General features: G+C 36.3%; 21 protein-coding genes. 14 read left to right on the forward strand and 7 right to left on the reverse strand.

Going from position 1 to position 19,154, the window contains the following annotated elements; translation table 11 throughout:
- Positions 1–10: 10 nt before the first annotated feature.
- The 6 genes from menB to KFE94_01615 all read left to right on the forward strand — a co-directional run bounded on the left by menB (position 11) and on the right by KFE94_01615 (position 4,688).
- Positions 11–832, forward strand: a complete 822-nt coding sequence (gene menB, locus KFE94_01590) for a 1,4-dihydroxy-2-naphthoyl-CoA synthase (protein ID UTW66835.1) — start codon at positions 11–13, stop codon at positions 830–832.
- Between the two features lie 22 nt (positions 833–854).
- Positions 855–1,841 carry a fumarylacetoacetate hydrolase family protein gene (locus KFE94_01595; protein ID UTW66836.1) on the forward strand — a complete coding sequence of 329 codons (987 nt, stop codon included), beginning with the start codon at positions 855–857 and terminating at the stop codon, positions 1,839–1,841.
- Between the two features lie 11 nt (positions 1,842–1,852).
- Complete coding sequence (locus KFE94_01600; protein UTW66837.1) at positions 1,853–2,470, forward strand: rhomboid family intramembrane serine protease; 618 nt, start codon at positions 1,853–1,855, stop codon at positions 2,468–2,470.
- Complete coding sequence (locus KFE94_01605; GenBank protein ID UTW68188.1) at positions 2,470–2,958, forward strand: HAD family hydrolase; 489 nt, start codon at positions 2,470–2,472, stop codon at positions 2,956–2,958. Before KFE94_01600 ends, KFE94_01605 begins: the two co-directional genes overlap by 1 nt.
- Complete coding sequence (locus KFE94_01610; protein UTW66838.1) at positions 2,955–3,797, forward strand: aminotransferase class IV family protein; 843 nt, start codon at positions 2,955–2,957, stop codon at positions 3,795–3,797. Before KFE94_01605 ends, KFE94_01610 begins: the two co-directional genes overlap by 4 nt.
- A 147-nt stretch (positions 3,798–3,944) precedes the next feature.
- Positions 3,945–4,688, forward strand: a complete 744-nt coding sequence (locus KFE94_01615) for a T9SS type A sorting domain-containing protein (GenBank protein UTW66839.1) — start codon at positions 3,945–3,947, stop codon at positions 4,686–4,688.
- A gap of 73 nt (positions 4,689–4,761) precedes the next feature.
- Here the strand turns inward: KFE94_01615 and KFE94_01620 are convergent, their stop codons facing one another.
- Positions 4,762–5,472: a Crp/Fnr family transcriptional regulator gene (locus tag KFE94_01620; protein UTW66840.1), complete on the reverse strand. Its 711-nt coding sequence runs from the start codon at positions 5,470–5,472 to the stop codon at positions 4,762–4,764.
- Positions 5,473–5,602: 130 nt separating this feature from the next.
- On the opposite strand from KFE94_01620, the gene KFE94_01625 reads away from it, so the two are divergent.
- The 6 genes from KFE94_01625 (at position 5,603) to KFE94_01650 (ending at position 11,755) form a co-directional block, all read left to right on the forward strand.
- Positions 5,603–6,844 (forward strand): response regulator, encoded by a 1,242-nt coding sequence (locus KFE94_01625; GenBank protein UTW66841.1) that lies wholly within the window; start codon positions 5,603–5,605, stop codon positions 6,842–6,844.
- 1 nt (position 6,845) lies between these two features.
- On the forward strand, positions 6,846–7,778 hold the full coding sequence (locus tag KFE94_01630; GenBank protein ID UTW66842.1) for a pyridoxal-phosphate dependent enzyme: 933 nt from the start codon (positions 6,846–6,848) through the stop codon (positions 7,776–7,778).
- Between the two features lie 72 nt (positions 7,779–7,850).
- Positions 7,851–8,972, forward strand: a complete 1,122-nt coding sequence (locus KFE94_01635; protein ID UTW66843.1) for a peptidoglycan DD-metalloendopeptidase family protein — start codon at positions 7,851–7,853, stop codon at positions 8,970–8,972.
- A 344-nt stretch (positions 8,973–9,316) separates the two neighbouring features.
- Complete coding sequence (locus tag KFE94_01640; GenBank protein UTW66844.1) at positions 9,317–10,021, forward strand: hypothetical protein; 705 nt, start codon at positions 9,317–9,319, stop codon at positions 10,019–10,021.
- A gap of 80 nt (positions 10,022–10,101) precedes the next feature.
- Complete coding sequence (locus KFE94_01645; protein UTW66845.1) at positions 10,102–10,914, forward strand: SDR family oxidoreductase; 813 nt, start codon at positions 10,102–10,104, stop codon at positions 10,912–10,914.
- Positions 10,915–10,969: 55 nt separating this feature from the next.
- Positions 10,970–11,755 carry a class I SAM-dependent methyltransferase gene (locus tag KFE94_01650; protein ID UTW66846.1) on the forward strand — a complete coding sequence of 262 codons (786 nt, stop codon included), beginning with the start codon at positions 10,970–10,972 and terminating at the stop codon, positions 11,753–11,755.
- A 2-nt stretch (positions 11,756–11,757) separates the two neighbouring features.
- On the opposite strand, the gene KFE94_01655 is transcribed toward KFE94_01650, so the two are convergent.
- Together KFE94_01655 and KFE94_01660 are read right to left on the reverse strand one after the other, a co-directional pair.
- Complete coding sequence (locus KFE94_01655; GenBank protein ID UTW66847.1) at positions 11,758–12,849, reverse strand: DUF5106 domain-containing protein; 1,092 nt, start codon at positions 12,847–12,849, stop codon at positions 11,758–11,760.
- A 30-nt stretch (positions 12,850–12,879) separates the two neighbouring features.
- Positions 12,880–13,239 carry a DUF4369 domain-containing protein gene (locus KFE94_01660; protein ID UTW66848.1) on the reverse strand — a complete coding sequence of 120 codons (360 nt, stop codon included), beginning with the start codon at positions 13,237–13,239 and terminating at the stop codon, positions 12,880–12,882.
- A 390-nt stretch (positions 13,240–13,629) separates the two neighbouring features.
- Between KFE94_01660 and KFE94_01665 the strand changes: the two genes are divergently transcribed.
- Positions 13,630–14,385: a hypothetical protein gene (locus KFE94_01665; GenBank protein UTW66849.1), complete on the forward strand. Its 756-nt coding sequence runs from the start codon at positions 13,630–13,632 to the stop codon at positions 14,383–14,385.
- 2 nt (positions 14,386–14,387) lie between these two features.
- Positions 14,388–15,368, forward strand: coding sequence for a cytochrome-c peroxidase (locus tag KFE94_01670; GenBank protein UTW66850.1), 981 nt, complete (start codon positions 14,388–14,390; stop codon positions 15,366–15,368).
- Positions 15,369–15,423: 55 nt separating this feature from the next.
- Here the strand turns inward: KFE94_01670 and KFE94_01675 are convergent, their stop codons facing one another.
- The 4 genes from KFE94_01675 to KFE94_01690 form a co-directional block, all read right to left on the reverse strand.
- Positions 15,424–15,615 carry a cold shock domain-containing protein gene (locus tag KFE94_01675; protein ID UTW66851.1) on the reverse strand — a complete coding sequence of 64 codons (192 nt, stop codon included), beginning with the start codon at positions 15,613–15,615 and terminating at the stop codon, positions 15,424–15,426.
- A 113-nt stretch (positions 15,616–15,728) separates the two neighbouring features.
- On the reverse strand, positions 15,729–16,553 hold the full coding sequence (locus KFE94_01680) for a ChaN family lipoprotein (GenBank protein UTW68189.1): 825 nt from the start codon (positions 16,551–16,553) through the stop codon (positions 15,729–15,731).
- Between the two features lie 54 nt (positions 16,554–16,607).
- Positions 16,608–17,132 carry a DUF192 domain-containing protein gene (locus tag KFE94_01685; protein UTW66852.1) on the reverse strand — a complete coding sequence of 175 codons (525 nt, stop codon included), beginning with the start codon at positions 17,130–17,132 and terminating at the stop codon, positions 16,608–16,610.
- Between the two features lie 18 nt (positions 17,133–17,150).
- Positions 17,151–19,028 carry a M1 family metallopeptidase gene (locus tag KFE94_01690; protein UTW66853.1) on the reverse strand — a complete coding sequence of 626 codons (1,878 nt, stop codon included), beginning with the start codon at positions 19,026–19,028 and terminating at the stop codon, positions 17,151–17,153.
- Positions 19,029–19,154: the final 126 nt, after the last annotated feature.

Raw genomic sequence — 19,154 nt, forward strand, 5'->3', positions numbered from 1 at the left:
ATTTAAATCAATGGCAAATAGAGAATGGACCACCATCAAAGAATACGAAGACATTTATTTCGACTTTTTTGAAGGTATTGCAAAAATCACAATCAACCGTCCGGAAGTATATAATGCTTTTAGACCACAAACCAATATGGATATGCTAGATGCGATGACGATCGCTAGAGAAGATCCGAAAATTGGAGTTGTGGTTTTAACTGGAATTGGCGACAAAGCATTTTGTTCAGGTGGAGACCAAAACGTAAAAGGAATTGGTGGATACGTTGGAAAAGACGGAGTTCCAAGACTAAATGTATTGGATTTACATAAAGCGATTCGTTCATTACCTAAACCAGTAATTGCTATGGTAAATGGTTATGCCATCGGTGGTGGACACGTTTTACACGTAGTTTGTGACCTGACCATTGCTTCTGATAATGCACGATTTGGACAAACAGGTCCTAAAGTAGGAAGTTTTGATGGCGGATTCGGTTCAAATTATTTGGCACGCCACGTTGGACAGAAAAAAGCACGTGAAATATGGTTCTTATGTGAACAATACACTGCTGCTGAAGCTGAAAAAATGGGTATGGTCAACAAAGTAGTTCCTCTTGCTGATCTGGAAGATACTACGGTTGAATGGTGTAAAACCATTATGAAACGTAGTCCAATGGCGATTAGAATGCTTAAACGTGCACTAAATGCAGAATTAGATGGACAGCACGGAATGATGGAGTTCGCTGGTGATGCAACTATGATGTATTATTTGATGGAAGAAGCTCAGGAAGGAAAACAAGCATTCCTGGATAAGCGTGATCCTGATTTCCAGAAATATCCAAAATTCCCTTGATCCACTGAAAGATTTTTAATCCATGAAATTAGCAACAGTTAAAAATAATACCAGAGATGGACAATTGGTCGTAGTCAATAAGACTATGACCAAAGCTGTTTCTGTAGCTCACATTGCTTCAACAATGCAAGATGCAATGGACAGATGGGCCGAAGTTGAACCACAATTACAAGAAGTTTCTCAAAAATTAAATTCTGACGAATTATCCGATGTATTTGATTTTGATGTAACACAAACTATGGCGCCTATCCCAAGGGCATATCACTGGGCAGATGGCAGTGCATATGTAACACATGTGGAATTGGTACGTAAAGCGAGAAACGCGGAATTACCGGATACATTTTGGACCGATCCTCTGATGTATATGGGCGCAAGTGATGCTTTCATTGGTTCTACTGACGATATTGAAATTGAAAACGATGAATGGGGTATCGACTTCGAATCTGAAGTAGCCGTGATTACTGATGATGTTCCTGCGGGAGTTTCGGCAGAAAAGGCTCTGGATCATATCAAACTCATCGCGATTGTAAATGACGTTTCTTTAAGAAACTTGATTCCGCAAGAATTACACAAACAATTTGGATTTTACCAATCTAAACCATGGACCTCATTTTCACCGGTTGCAGTAACACCGGACGAACTGGAAGATTCGTGGAAAGAAGGAAAGGTACATTTGCCTTTGGTTTCCACCTTAAATGGTCAAAAAATTGGGACTCCAAATGCGGGAGTAGATATGACATTTAATTTCGGACAGCTCATTGCGCATGCTGCAAAATCCAGGTCGTTAATGGCCGGAACGGTAATTGGATCAGGTACAGTAGCCAATCAAGGGAGTCCAACAGGCTCAAGTTGTTTGGCCGAAGTAAGATGTTTGGAAATTATCGCTGATGGTAAGCCTTCTACTCCATTTATGACTTATGGCGATCAAATTGAAATTGAAATGTTTGATCAAAACAATGCTTCTATATTTGGAAAAATCAACCAAAAGGTAGTTCAATACAATCCATAATTTAAAATAGAATGATCACTTTTCTCATCATCGGAGCCACTGCGTTACTTTCCATTCCGGCATTTAACAATCGAGATTTATTTAATAAATACTTGTTTGATCCATACCTGGTTTCTCATAGAAAACAGCATTATAGAATCGTCACGCACGCTTTCTTGCACGGTAGCTGGATGCATCTATTAGTCAATATGTTTGTACTATGGCAATTTGGTGGTGCCGTGGAATCTTCCTTTGAAGCTTTCTTTGGTCAGATTGGGACATTCTATTATTTGGTTCTTTATTTCGGTGGGATTATCGCATCTTCTCTACCCACATTAAAGAAAGAAGCGAACAATCCTTACTATCGTTCTATTGGGGCTTCAGGGGCTGTATCAGCAGTACTGTTTTCATATATTCTGATGTATCCAACAAGCATGTTAGGCTTTATGATTGTAATTCCAATTCCAGCTATTGTATTTGGGGTACTATACATATGGTATGAAAAGCGTATGGCTGAACAAGGAATTAATGATGGGATCGGACATGATGCCCATTATTTTGGTGCACTATTCGGAGTAGTAGCGACTATCGCATTTAAACCTGCTTTAGTAGTGAACTTCTTTCAACAAATTCTTGGCGTTTTCTCATGATCTCAAAAAACAAAGCGCTCTTTTTGGACAGGGATGGTGTAATTAATAAAGAACGTGGGACATACACCTATAAGGTTGAAGATTTTGAAATTTTACCATCTGTACCCTCAACGTTAAAAAGGGCTCAGGATTTAGGTTATCAGCTTATCGTGATTACCAATCAAGGTGGAATTGCTAAAGAAATCTATTCGCATAAAGACGTAGAAAAAGTACATCAATATCTGAGGGAAGAACTAAATACTCATGATATCCAACTTACGGATATTTTCTATTCTCCACATCACGATGCTATTGGAAAATCGTTAGATCGCAAACCGAATTCTCTGATGCTAGAAAAAGCCATTGCGATATATAACATTGATCCCAAACAAAGCTTTATGATTGGGGATAGTGAGCGCGATATTATTGCAGCAAAAAAAGTGGATGTTTCTGGATTTCTGATCCAGCCCAATGAATCTATTGAGTTTATTTTAAATCATTTGAAATGAGCGGTTATATCAGTTTAAACGGTAAATTACTTCAAAAAGATGCTGCAATTTTATCTGTAGCCAATCGCGCATTTAGATATGGTGATGCCTTATTTGAAACCGTGAAATGTGTCAACGGACTTCCGTTGTTTTTGGAAGCGCATCTGCAACGTTTGTATTCTGGTATGGAAATATTAGAATATACATGGAACGACCAATTACTAAAAACGGTTTTAAATGAAGAAATCAAACGCTTACTGGTTCGAAATCGTTTAAAAGAAGGCGCACGTTTAAGAATTACAGTGTTTAGAAATGATGGTGGTTTTTATACCCCGGAGACCAACGAGGTTTCTGTTGTATTGGAGACCACTCCGGATATTGACAGTTATCAGCTAAATGAATCGGGATTATCTATAGGTGTGTTTGACGAAATTTTCAAACCCATTCATGCTTTCAATGGTTTAAAATCCGCGAATGCCTTACTCTTTGTCAAAGCTGGTTTAGCTAAAACCAGAAAACAAGTTGATGACCTAATTATCCTGAATTCCAAAGGACTCGTTTGCGAAACAATTAGTTCAAATATTTTCATGATCATTCACAAAAGGCTGATCACCCCTCCTCTTTCAGAAGGCTGTTTACCGGGAATTATGCGTCAAAATATATTGGCACTGGCCCCTAAACTCGGCCTGGAAGTATTGGAAACTCCGGTAGGTGTAAATGCTTTGGATCAGGCCGAAGAGGTTTTTGTGTCAAATGCGATTCATGGAGTTCAGTGGATTAAAGGTTATGAAAACAAAAGATATTTCCATAAAATCTCCAAGCGAATCATTGATGAACTCAATACTTTAATTCAGGTTTAATTCATTCTACACCTTTACGAATTAAACCTTTATAAACGTGCACCTTACCTCACTTTTAACCCGAGGTAAAAAATAATTTAAGATTTAATTACTTTTCCCTAATTTAGAGCCCAAATTAATTTACGAACTATTATTAAGAAATAACTTATGAAAAAACTTCTACTTTTTGCTTTATCCTTAGGTCTTGGTGCTACTGGATTTTCTCAGGGAACTCCAACCAACTTATCGGTAAATTCTTTTATTCAACCTACAGGAACAGTATACATTGATGGTACTGGAAACGGAAACGTTTTAACAACTATTGAAATTGAAATTCAAAACAATGATCCAGCTGTAACTTTCCCAAGTGGGGCTCAAGTATCTTATGGGGTTACTCTTGATGGAACACCGCTTACAGATCCAAACGGAACAGCATGGGTTAAAAATTTAGCCGTTGCATTAGCTCCAAATGCAACACAAAACGTTGTATTGACAAGTGCATGGGGTGCTTCTACTACTGCTGGAACGCATAATCTTTGTGCATCTTTAAATGGTGTTGTAATTGTTGCGGCTCCTCCGGTATTATATACCAATCAGGATCAAAACAAACAATTATGTAAAGATTTCACTTTTGACTTCGCTTCAAGTGTAAACAATTTAAGTTTAGCTGAAATTTCTCAGATTAAAACTGAAGGTGATATAATGACCGTATTCGTAAAGAATTCTAGTAATAACGCACAAGTTCAAATCATGAGCATTACCGGTCAAATTGTAAAGACTGTAAACGCTGCTAGCGGAGGCCAAAACTTCTATCAGGAAATCAACATCTCTGATTTAACTTCAGGTGTTTATGTAGTTGCGATCCAAACCGAAAAAGGTATTTCAGCTGCACAAAAAGTAATGGTACAATAATCAATAAAAGTTTATTGCATAAAAAAACACGGTCGATGACCGTGTTTTTTTATGCTTTATTTTTAATTCTTTCTTAGTAGATATTCCCTACTTTAACCAAACGTTGCGCGTCTAATACCATGATCTTACGCCCATTGGTTTGAATCAAATTCTCTTCTTTAAAATCGTGTAGTAAACGAATAATTGTTTCCGTTGCCGTACCTACGATATTCGCTAAATCCTCTCTGGTCAAATTAATCTCAGCAGGTTCGTTCGGGCGATCTTCATCGATGTAAATATCCTTTAGCATCAATAACGAAACAGCTAATCTTTCTCTTACTGACTTTTGTGCCAAGTTCGTTAATGATTCGGTCATCATACCCAATTCATGACATGCTTCTCTTAATAGCATCTTAGAAAAGTCAGGAGAATCAGTTAGCAATCTTTCAAACTCAGACTTTGGTATAAAACAAACCTGTACATCTTCCAATGCTTCTGCAGTCACCGGATATAAATCCTCACCAATCATGGCACGGTATCCCAATAAATCACCTGGCTTTGAGACCTGAATAATTTGATCCTTTCCATCATCACCAGTTTTATAAACTTTTAGTCTTCCTTTATTGATACAGAAAACTCCCAAAGGTCTGGTATCCTCATGAAAAATGATTTGCCCTTTTTTATATGCGGTACAAGATTTATTGTAATTCACCTTGTCTAAATTCTTCGCACAAAGGGTTCCGAATTTTGAAATTTTCTGAACCTGGCATTCATCACAAGTAATACTAATTCTGCGGCCTCTCATACATAGTCAAATTTGCATTGCAAAGTAACAATTTTACGGTTACATTACATAATACCGCTAGTTTTATTTTAACAGAAAGTATTTTAACAAGCAACATGTAATCGTTACTTTAGCTACAAATATTGAGGCCATGTCATACAAAATTCTAATTACCGAAGACGATAAAGTGACCGCACTTTTCGTTCAGCGTGTGATCACGCAAATGGGGCACCAATCAGTCGGTATAGCTTACTCTGGTACAGAGGCTTTACAACTGGTTGAAAGTTCCAATCCTGATCTGGTTTTAATGGATATCTCTCTCCCCGGAGAAATCGATGGTATTTCGGTGACAAACCAATTGATGAATGACTACGATCTTCCCGTAGTTTACATCACTGGATTATCAGATAAGGATACCATGAATCGTGCATTGAATACGCATCCTTACGGCTATATTTCAAAGCCTGTTAAAGAAGGGGTGCTACGGACCGTTATCGAACTTTCCATGCAACGATTCAATCTGGAGAAAGAGCTTCTAAGCAGTCAGGATCAACTTAAACAACTCAATTCTAATCTGGAGGAAAAAGTTAAAGAACGTACACAAGAATTAAACTCCAAAAATCAAGCACTGAACAAAGAGGTTGCAAAAAGAAAAAAATCAGAAGCGCAACTGAAAGTTTCTTTGGCCAGAGAAAGAGAATTAAATGAGTTAAAGTCGCGAATTGTAAATATCATTTCTCATGAAATCAAAACACCTTTAACCAGTGTAAAGAGTTCTGCAGAACTGATTGAAATGCATCTCGAAAACAATTCTCCTGCTGAAAAAGTAAGTAAACACATTAAGAATATTGATCGCTCGGTAAACTCACTAACCAATATTATCAATGAAACCTTATTAATCGGTAAAATTGAGTCCGGAAATCTCAAACCGGAAATTGAACCTACGCATCTTAGAGAACTGGTAGATGAAATTGTTCAAACCGTTGAGAATGGAGTGGGTAAAAATCATTCTATCTTACTTGAATTTGGACCTGAGGTCCCGGTTTTGTTTAAAACGGATAAACGTTTATTTACTCAAATTTTTACCAACCTCTTAAGTAATGCTGCTAAATATTCTCCTGATGCTGAAATTATTGAAGTGAAATTCAATATAGATGATGGCATGTTGCATTTCGCAGTTATTGACTATGGTTTAGGGATACCTGAAAAAGATCAGAAATTCTTGTTTGAGATGTTCCACAGGGCTTCAAACACCAATGATATTGAAGGTGTTGGTTTAGGACTGGCTATCGTAAAAAAATCTATTGAAGAATTAAACGGTCAGTTAGATTTTGTAAGTTCAGAAAATCAGGGAACCACTTTTATGGTTAGCCTACCGCAATCTGAAGGTTAATATGATTCAAGCTAAAGATATCATTGAAGCGCACGAAAGGATTAGTCCTTTTATTCATCAAACACCTGTTCTAACTTCAAAATCTATCAATCAGATGGCACAGGCTTCTTTATTCTTTAAATGTGAAAACTTCCAAAAAGCAGGTGCATTTAAATCCAGAGGGGCCACAAATGCGATTCTTAAAATTCCAGAAAATCAACGACAATTTGGAGTCGTAACACACTCTTCTGGAAATCATGCACAAGCGTTGGCTTTAGCAGCACTTCGTAACGATATCAAATGTTATGTAGTTATGCCTGAAAATGCACCTCAAATCAAAGTTGATGCAGTAAAAAGTTATGGTGGTTTAATCACCTTCTGTCCCCCTACGCAAGCAGATCGGGAAAAGTATACTCAGGAAATAATTTCAAATACTGGAGCTACATTTATCCCTCCATATGATCATAAACATATCGTTACAGGTCAATCTACTGCTGCCAAAGAAGTATATGATGAACTATCCGAATTAGACTTTATCATTACTCCGGTTGGAGGTGGTGGCCTGTTATCTGGTACTATTCTCTCTACCCAATACTTTTCACCTAATACCCAGGTCATTGCTGCGGAACCATTTGGCGCAGATGATGCTTATAGAAGCTGGAAATCCGGAGAACTGGTTCGCCAACAACAACCCAATACCATTGCAGATGGTCTGTTAACAACCCTGGGAAATCTAAACTGGTCTATTATTCAACATGGTGTGCATGACATTATTCGTGTGGATGATGATGAAATTCGCCACGCGATGGAATTGATTTTCCAAAGAATGAAGATTATCATAGAACCTTCATCTGCAACAGTTTTAGCAGCTGTTCTCAAAAATCAAAACTATTTCAAGGGTAAAAAAATTGCTTTGATTTTATCCGGTGGGAACTATGCGCCCTCTATCCCTTAAAATAGATTCAATTTGTTTCAACAAAAGTTATTTCATTTCTCCTTTTTAATAAAAGTATATTTTTGACCTTGCATGACGAAACCAACTTTACATTTCTATTGGGGAATAAAGATGTGTATTGCCCTGATTTTAGGTCTTTCTACGCTTTCTACCCAGGCTAGTGATAAAGGTCCAAAAAAGGATACCTTGATTGCCCAGGTCGTCTATGGAAATCAATACTTATTCAAAGGTATTGATACCATGAGTATCGCTCAATTACAGGTATATGAAGATTCCCTAAATAATGCATCTACTCCGCCAACCGAGCTGATTTCTCAATTGCATCTTTATTTAAAGATTAAATCAATGAAATTTGATGCGATCTACGAAACTATCGACTCTTTATTTGAACTGGAACAAGTTCCTTTTGCATTGATAAATGAACTCAATAAATACATTGCCAATCATCAAAAAGAGACTTTAGCGGAAGAAATTATTGATACCAGTCAATATCCCGCAGATTACTATTATCAGGACTGGAATACAATTACACCAAATCCTTATAATTCTCAGAAATTGGCGAGTTCGGATTCTGTAATTGAACTCCAACTTATTGGAACAAAACAAAGTCCAAAGTTTGTGATGCCCATAAATGATGTCTTAACTTCAAAATATGGTTGGCGAGATGGACGTATGCATAATGGAATTGACATAGACCTTCAAGTTTGGGATACCGTAGTATCGGCTTTCTCCGGTATGGTTCGTGTGGCCAGAACTTACGGTGGTTACGGTCGTGTAGTTGTCGTAAGACATTTCAATGGATTAGAAACACTTTACGCTCACTTACATCGCATAAAGGTAAAGCCAGGGCAAATTGTTCAGGCAGGTGAACTTATTGGACTGGGAGGTAGTTCCGGGCATTCTACCGGTAGCCATTTACACTGGGAGGTTCGATTTAAAGGTGTTCCTATCAACCCTTTAAATTTTATCGATTATTCAGAGCAAAATCTAATCAATTCTACGCTGGTTTTAAGAAAAACCAAACACGGATTTGCAGGATATCCTAAAGGAAGTGTATTCTATACCGTGCGAAATGGAGATTATTTATATAAAATTGCAGCGCAATACGGCACAACTGTTTCAAAGCTTTGTAAATTGAATGGAATTCGTAGAAATTCCAGTCTTTGGGTTGGCCAAAAGATACGTGTAATATGAATCTTCCTTCCTTTGATTTTACCAATTGGCGTGAGCATCCTAGTGACAATAGGTATACCATATTCTTTTTTAAAAACAAATTGGAAAGTGATTACTTTGAGAAACTCTTACGTTCTCATAATATATGGTTTGAACATAATTTTGACGATGAGGAACCTACCTATAAGTACTTTTTTGCCGTTAATAAATTAAACACCAAGGAAGTCATTAAGTTAAATCACTTGGCGATTGGCGAATACAGAAAACCTTTTATCTCAAATACTTTTTTGAGATATGGGCTCGTTATTCTGATGTTAATTATAATGACGATTGCAATTACAGGATATATTAAATCTCTTTAAACATTGAAAAAGACAGTTTTATTTGTTACGATTTTACTTTTAGGACAGCTAGTTTATGGCCAATCCAAGGGATATAGTGGTGGCTTCCAATTTAAAGGGATGGTGGCCAATAATTTTTTATCCGGAGGTACTGAAACTATTGGTTTAGACTCCGTTCAAATTAATAATAGTCAAAAGTTTGGCTATGTTTTTGGGATGACCATCCGTAAACAATTCAATAAAACTTTAGCTGTTGAATCCGGTTTAAGATTTGTACAAAGAAACTATAACACCAAAATTGACAGTACGTTTGGGAATTATAATGGTTCTATTGACTATCGAATTATTGGATATGAAATTCCATTCAAAGGGATGGTTAGATTAAGAGCTTCTGATCACTCTTACTTTAGTGTGTCTTTGGGAGCACAATTGGATTTTTATCCAAGTGATATATTCAATGAGGACAACGAATGGCAAGTTGAAGTAAGACGTGTAAGCTGGATTCAGGGTTCATTTTTAGCCAATATGGGCTGGGAAATTCATCCGCCCAACAACGGGACATTCTATGTCGGTTTTTCATTTAATCAACCTTTTGCAGATCCGTTTGTAGCTAATATTGGATTATATAATACTCCGGTCGCAATAGCAAATACGAAACTGAATGCCTCTTACTTATCTTTAGACTTAAGATACTACTTTGAGCAAAAAAATGATCGCCCTTCCAAATAGTGATTTTATGAGGTAATTTAAATCTAAAAAAAATTGCCTTCATTCATAAAATAATATATTTGCTTCAAACAAATTTTACAATGGGAAAAGATCTTTTAAAAGGAAAAAGAGGAATCATTTTTGGTGCCCTTGATGCAAACTCGATTGCTTGGAAAACTGCTGAAAAAGCACATGAAGAAGGTGCTACTTTTGTTTTGACAAATGCACCAATTGCTCTTAGAATGGGTGCTTTGGATCAACTTGCTCAAGATACCGGATCTACTATTATTCCAGCTGACGCTACTAACAACGAAGATTTAGAAAAGCTAATTACTCAAGCTGTTGAAATACTTGGAGGACCTTTAGATTTCATTTTACATTCTATTGGAATGTCTCCTAACGTTAGAAAAGGAAAACCTTATTCAGACTTAAATTACGACTGGTTCCACAAAACATTAGACGTATCTGCGATGTCATTACACCGTGTACTTCAAACTGCATATAGATTAGATGCAATGGCAGAGTGGGGTTCTGTAATTAGTTTATCGTTCGTTGCTGCTCAAAGAGCATTCCCAGGTTACAATGATATGGCTGATGCAAAATCTTTAATGGAGTCTATCACTCGTAACTTTGGTTACCAATATGGAAACAAGAAAAAAGTTCGTGTAAATACAATTTCTCAATCTCCTACCCTTACCACTGCTGGTAAAGGTGTTGGTGGATTTGATCAGTTTATCAACTTTGCTGAAGATATATCTCCTTTAGGAAATGCATCTGCTGAGCAATGTGCGGATTATACAGTAATGATGTTCTCAGATTACACCAGAATGGTGACCATGCAGAACTTATTCCATGATGGCGGATTCTCTTTCACAGGAATTAGTGAAAAAGTAATGAAAAAATACGGAATGTAATATTCCATAATACGATAAGTCGAGGGGTGGTTTTTCCACCCCTTTTTTGTGTCTTATGAATCAACTTCAAATCATAATCTCTTATCTCAAACATCAATGGAGTGCCAATAATCGTCATGGTATCCATTCTCCGTTTGTCTATAAGTTTTTAGATGAAGTTTTATATCATGACATTAAAAACCCTGAATACAATCAACTGCGGAACCTTAAACGAAGTTTATTGAAAGACTCCAGAACCATTTCCATTACGGATTTAGGCGCTGGATCAACTATCAATAAAAGTCCTAATCGTCTGGTACGTGATATTGCCAAAAATTCTTCCAAACCTGAGAAATATGTGCGACTGTTCTTCAGAATGGTCAACTACTTTCAACCGAGAAGTATTATTGAACTGGGGACTTCATTAGGGCTTAGCACAATTTATTTTGCAAAAGCTCAAAATACAATTCCGGTTCATACCTTAGAGGGATGCCCCGAAACTCTTGCTATTGCTCAAGAAAATTTTGGGAAGCTCCATCTCAAAAATATCACTGGTCATTTAGGAGACTTTAATGATACGCTTCCTAATGTTCTAAAAGAAACCAGTACCGCTGATCTGGTATTCTTTGACGGAAACCATCGTGCTGAACCTACTTTAAATTATTTTGAATTGTGCCTAAAACACATGACTGATCAAAGCATATTCGTATTTGACGATATTCACTGGTCGGATGAAATGCACCAGGCATGGGAAAAAATAAAAGGCCACCCCAAAACTGTGGTGACCTTAGATTTGTTTTTTATTGGGATCGTATTCTTTGATGCCAGACTATCCCCTCAACACTTTAAAATCAGATTCTAGTTTTACTTTTTCTCCGATTTCTTTGCTTTTTCTGCTTCCTCAGCTTCTGCTGCTTGTCTTGTTTCATATTGCTTAATGAAATCAGGCATTTGCTCTGCATTGATTTTCTTCGCAATAATCATTTTATTTTCATCCAGTAAATAAAACTGCGGAGTTGAGAAGATATCCCAGTAATCCCTGAAGTTCAAGCTATTCAATGTTGTCTTACCTTCTAAAATGTATTTATGTGCATCCTTATTTATTTCAGGATTATCTGATACATCAATCCAGGTATAACCCTGCTCCTTGATATAAGCAGGCCAATCTTTATTGTCAAACTCTGTACTTACTGCAAATACCTCTACTTCACCTTTATTCTCTTTGTAAAACTCCTGAAGTTTCGGCATTTCTTTTTTACAGTGTCCACAATTTGGATCCCAAAATACCACCACAGTATATTTTGCTTTAACATCATATAAAGACCTCCAGTTAGAATCCACATCCATTAATACGATATTTTCAGCCTTTTTCCCAATCAACAAATTCTTTCTGGTGTTATACATCTTTAAAATCTCGTCCAATTTGTCATCTTCAACCCACCAGGCTTTTCCTTCAGCGTAATAGTTTTCAGCGATACACACAAATACACCATCCATTCCCATAATATCCGACTTTTCAAAAGTGTTTGTTGTATACTGAATAATATACTTGTACATCAAACTTGTATCCGATGCAGTTTGGCTGGTCAAATACTGAACGGCAGCACAAATAGAATCCGGTACCTGTGGAGTTAGCTTAGTTAGATACGTCTCAATCTTTTGGTTTAACACCGGAGTTCTTAACAAACGGTCATCTTTTAGATCTACATTATCGAAATAGTGATCATGATAATATCTAAAGCGTTTTTGATCATCCTTTGAACCATCTTCTTTCTTGAATTCAGGTACATTGATTTCATCAGAAGTACTTAACACTTTTGCGGCAAAAAGCTTTTCATTCTTCTTTAAATACTCCGCCTTAAATTTTTCTGCTTTTTCCTGTTCCTCCTTAATTTGCGCATCAATCTTTTTAACGTTTGCTCCTTCTTCTGCTTTTTGGTTATTCAAATCTGTCATTCTTTTTTGAACACCGGTTACAAATTTCAACTACGCATAAAAAGCTTTATTTTCTTCAGAAACCTTCACAATCATATTGGCCTCAGGATTCTGAATTGTGGTTTCCATAACAATCTTTTCTTCATTTATAACCACTTGAAAATAGGTCTTATTATCTGGAAATATCACAGCATAAATACCGCCTGGTTTCGTTTCTTTCCCTTTGAATCTTACCACTCCATTTGCATCGGCAACTGTTGTATCATTATAATACATTTTACCCCCAAAATAGTTGGCTAAATACATCGTAGTATCGGCAATACCGTCAATTTTAAATGTGAAATCGTGCTGAGCGTAAGAACTAATTGTTGATAGAAATACAGTAGTTAAGAGTAATACCTTTTTGATCATATTTATTCTATTATTTTCTGAGGTTTACAAATGTAATTGCTTTGGCATAATGACTCCAAAAATGAAGATAAAATGCCGCACAAATTTGGCTTAACAATTCTTTAACAGCATAAAAAAAGTTAAATGGTTTGATTCTAAACCGCTAGATTCCCTGGTCTCTACCATAATCCTACGTTGTTCTTTTATAACTTATAAAACTTCTATTTATCCATCCTTATTTCTCCTCAAAACCCATACGGAAACATTGTATTTAACAAATACGTATGGGGTAGTATAAAATATCACTGACTTCATTTTTAAAGTCTCATATATTTGTCAACGATCATTAAATAGTTTGAAGCAAACAAATATTTGAGTATTATTACCGAACGTATTCTTTTAAATATGACTATGAAATTTACTGCGCGAAATACCTTCCACTTCCTAACCATGATCTCTATAGCTGTAGTTTTACAATCTTTTTCAGGTTGTTCAGGTGGGGATCCTGAGCCGGATCCGGTAATTAAAGAGCCTATAAATATTCATATCAAACACTTCTATAACGGACAAGCTTTAGAATTCAATCATATTTATAAAAGTCCTCAAAACAACAATATGTGGTTTACGAAAAAGAAATACTACTTATCTAATATTGTGGGGGTCAAATCAGACGGAAGTAAAGAGCTTATCGCAGATGTGGGACTTATTAATGCGTTTGAAAATAGTTCAACAATAAGTGGAAACATCGTTCGTGGTAATTATACCGCAATTATGTTCGACTTAGGTGTCCGTCAGGATTTAAACGCAATGGATCCCGCTACTTTTGTTGTTTCTCACCCTTTAAGCGTTACCAATAACATGTATTGGGGTTGGTCTACACAATATATTTTCTCTAAAGTAGAAGGTTATGAAATTGGCCAGCAAGACACAGCAAGTTTCGTCATTCATACTGGAACTCAAGGATTATACCGTCCGGAAGTATCTGTAGCAAGAAAATTCACTTTAGGCTCAGGAGGTACCGATGTTACGGTTAATTTGGATTTATATGCTTTACTAAAGCAAAATGATTATACTTTTGATTTGATTCAGGATGGGCAATCTCATACTGTGGATAACAAACCTCTTGCCGTCCAATACATGGATAACTTTGAAAATGCGTTCAACTAAAAATGAAATGGGTTTATAGCCTTCTCATATTATTTCTTTTTATTCGTTGTGAAACAACATCTAATGAGCAGCAGGATGTTGTAGAAATTCCTACGCATTTTGACACATTAAACCTTGATTTTTTAAATGATCTCACTCCTGCGAAGATTGAGTTGGGTAAACGGCTGTTTTTTGACAATAGACTGAGTAAAAACCAAAACATTTCGTGCGCTTCCTGTCACCAACCTCAACACGCTTTTGCAGATAGTGTATCTGTCAGTGTTGGAACTAATGGAGAACCCGGGTTTCGCAACTCTCCCTCAATCGTTAATGTAGCTTTTAAAGAACTGTTTCATAAAGATGGTGGAGTAAAAACTTTAGAACTACAGGTTTTAGCTCCAATCATTGATACCAATGAATTAGGGGCTGATTTTCTCGTGGTGTTAGAGCGTTTAACTCAAGATTCCAATTATGTCAAAATGTTTAAAGATGCTTTTGATACCTTACCTAATGTTTTTGGAATTACCCGTTCTATAGCGGCATTCGAACGGTCATTGGTCATGGGCAACTCAGCATACGACAGGTATATTCTCGGAGATTCCAATGCGCTCAATTCTAATGAAAAAAACGGATTGCGATTGTTTAACTCTTCCCGTTTAAACTGTACTTCTTGCCATTCGGGAGTACTCTTTACCGATTACTCTTATCAAAATATTGGGTTGGAACATCAATTCGAAGATAGCGGGCGTGCCAGAATTACGTATCGACCTTTGGATGCTGGAAAGTTTGAAGTACCCAGTTTAAGAAATGTTGCGATAACTGCTCCTTATATGCACGATGGTTCCATGGACACTTTGGATGAAGTTATCCGATATTTAGAAAAAGGAGGCGGAAGTCATCCGAATAAAAGTGAACTGTTAAAACCATTCACTTTAACTGCCAATGAACGTAATGACCTTATTGAATTCTTATACGCCTTAACCGACCAACAGTTCTTAAATTAAAGGCATAAAAAAACCTGTCCGAAGACAGGTTTGTGATATAAAAAAATATAAATACTTACGCAATCTTAACGTTCACAGCGTTTAATCCTTTTCTACCTTCTTTTAGTTCAAATTCAACTTGATCATTTTCTCTGATCTCATCGATTAAACCTGTTACGTGTACGAAGTACTCGCTATTAGAGCCTTCTTCAACAATAAAACCGAAACCTTTAGTTTCATTGAAGAACTTTACTTTTCCTTTGTTCATTACAATTATGTTATATAAAAATCCAAAGTTAAGTTATTTAATTAATGCAAAAAGTCGATCATCGTGTTTTTTATTGAAAATCAACAAAAAACAATGATCGCTTAACAATGAGACTAATAGGTTTTAGTCATATCCTCTGTGATGACCAAAATATAATCCCCTAATTCCTTATACTTCTCTTTGAATTCCATTTCTCCACCAGCTTCAACTGTACTTATGGTTAATACATCCAAACTGGATTTCCAGTGCTTTAAATACCAATAAATTCCACCATAATGCGCTGAATGAAAATCACCCTGATAATGAATAAAAGTGGTTTTCTTTTCGATGTTTTCTAAAATAAAATGTGCCATTGTTGCATCTTTAACAGACTGCGCCTTAACCATAGACTCTACCTTAGGGCCTCCTTTACCGTGCCCAAAATCCATTTGTAACATTCTTTGCGCACTTGGATTGGTGGTATCATACACCATTGGTAATGGCATCATATAAGATTTCGATTCATCCGATAAAGAATCCAACACCGTAAAACCTTTTCGATTCACTAATGCCGCATATCTACGCGGAATATTTGTCGCCACAAAATTCACCTTATGCTCTCTCGCAAACTCTAATAAAGGTTTATAGTCCGTTTCGTAATTTTTCCACAAACGCATTTCTTTCTCAAAGTCTTTTTGACGAATAAACCCTTTAAAGTATTCATCAATCAACAACTGGTTATCTGCTTCAAACATTTCAGCCCCCATAGTTAGTTTCTGATTCTTTTCATAAATGGCCTGGGTTACTTTTAACTGCATCCAGTGACAAATTGGATTATTATGTAATTCACCAAACAATACCACATCAGATTTTGCTAAAGATTTTACCATTTTATCCATGGACACTTCTTTGCCGTCTTTTGTGTATAATTTATATGTTGCCTGTCCATATGACAACATCCCTATGAGCATAAATGCTAATCCTAAAATCTTAGATTTCATCTTTTGTAATACCTAATTTCTATTATAAATAAATTTTGTCCCTTTTCTTAATTGATGACGCTCCATATAACCTCCGTTAACTTCCAAAACATATTGCGCAGCTCCGGACGATGGTAATGGTTCTACTGAATATGGCGTAGTGGATTGATAATATGAGTCAATTAATCCTTCTTGTGTGATATAAATAATATCTAAAGGAATCTTCGTGTTTTTCATCCAGAAAGATCTTTTTTCCATATTGTTAAACACAAATAACATCCCTTGATTTTCTCTCATTTGCGAACGATCCATCAAACCTTTGGTGATTTTGTAATCTGTATCCGAAATCTCTACATCGACATTCGCCAAAGTATCTCCGGTTTCTGATATAAACCATGCACTTCCCTGACTATAGTCCTCTGCAGCATTATTCAACTTCACTTTACTTGAAACATGTGTCTTTGTTTTCGTTTTAAATGTCGGTAAAACCTTTACCAGAAGAAATGCGACCAGCGCAATTGACATAACGATTATAGTAGTTTTCTGATTCCCGATCATCTTCCCCTCTTTTACGACCTACTTCTTTTTGTTTTTGCTTTTCTTTTTCTTCTTGCCTTTTGATTTTGACTTAGGTTCTTCTTTCTCCGGAACTTCTTTTCGAGGATATATATTATTCTCCATATGGATATCTGCTAACATTCTATTTGGATCAATCTCCACACTTTGAATATCATTCATAGAATACTCCACATCGAAACTATAATTTGGATCTACCCACGCCCATGGTTTTAATGTTTTCGCATCCGTAGATTTTGCACCTCTCATTTGTCTTAGAGGAATATAATACCAGATCTCTTTCCCATCTTTCAGTGTAACTCTTACATCAATTGGCATCGGAAAATTTCCTGCATTTTTAATTTGAATTTGAGTCCCCTTATCCGTATTTGCTACATTTATATCGTAATCAATATGATGTAAGGTATATACCCAATGTTCGAAAAACCAATCCAATTCCATATCCGACTCCAACTCCATAATTCTCAATAAATCATTTGGAGTAGGATGTTTGAATTTCCATTCTTCAAAATATCTTAATACCGCACGATAATACACTTCATCTCCAACAATGTATCTCAACATATTTTGTGTGATTGCTCCCTTAGAATATGCACTGATACTATAAACTCTATTGTAATCAAACAAATCTCCCGGAGTAGCTAATGGCTCTTCTTTTTCAGCCCATTTAACCGCTAACGCTCTATAAGAGTCGTAAGAATGCATTAGGAAATTCTCCCCATTCAAACTATCCAGTTTATCCATGGCATATTCTTCAGCATAAGTCGTCATTCCCTCATCCATCCATGGATATCTGTATTCATTTGTTCCTAACACCCCATAATACCAGTTATGAATGCTTTCATGTGTAATCAAACCAACCATTCCATGGCGAGAACCATGCCCAAGAACCATCGTACACATCGGATATTCCATTCCTCCATCTCCACCTTGAATAATTGAAAAATCAGAATATGGATAGCGTCCAAATGTTTCATTGGTTATTTTAAACATCTGTACCACATCGGGTTGAATTTCTTTCCATTGATCTGCTAAAGTATCTGCCTGATAAAAGAAATGTAGCTGTAATTGATCGTCAACCGGTACAATATCATGTTGATAATCCGGATCAGCAGCCCATCCAAAATCATGTACTTTATCTGCTTTAAAATGCCAGTTTAATTTATCAGTTTTTGCTTGCGAATTACTATAACCATGTCCTACTTCTTCGGGGTTTTGAACGACACCCGTTCCCGCTAAAACATAGTTAGAATCTATTGTAATATGTACGTCAAAACTTCCCCATACGCCATAAAACTCTCTTCCTACATACTCATTTGCATGCCATCCATCTCGATCATACTCTGCCATTTTAGGATACCATTGCGTCATGGTATATTCAATACCTTCAGCATTATCTCTTCCCGACCTACGAATTTGCTTAGGTACCTGTGCTTTAAATTCCATATCGAATACCACTTTCTCACCCGGTACAATGGGATCTGCTAATTTCACGGTAAGAATAGTTCCTTCAATAGAATACTCCACATTTTTTTCATTTTGCGTCAGAGATAGAATCTTTTGATATCCTATTTCGTCCGGTGACAACTTATAAATTCTGTCTTTTACCCTACGATCCGGATCCGAAATTGTTCTACTTCTCACATCCATCATACTTCCGGGTTGAAACGCATTAAAATACAAATGATAGTATACTTTGTGTAAAGTATCGGGTGAGTTATTGGTATAAATCAATTCCTGTTTTCCATTAAACTGGTTCGTTTCAACGTTCATATCAATGTCCATAGAATAGGCCACATGTTGCTGCCAATAACCTTGAGCTAAAACATTTACACCAAGAAAGGTTAAGATAAAAATACTTAGGAGTTTACTTCTCATATTTGATTCTTTAATTTGGGTGCCGAAGATAGAATTTAAAGTTAATTCATTCGAATCCATTTAGGATCTTAAGCAAATATTATTCTTATCAAAAAGTTCACTTTTTTATATCTACTTAATCATAAT

It is taken from the genome of bacterium SCSIO 12643, assembly GCA_024398135.1.
Classification (GTDB): domain Bacteria; phylum Bacteroidota; class Bacteroidia; order Flavobacteriales_G; family Salibacteraceae; genus CAJXZP01.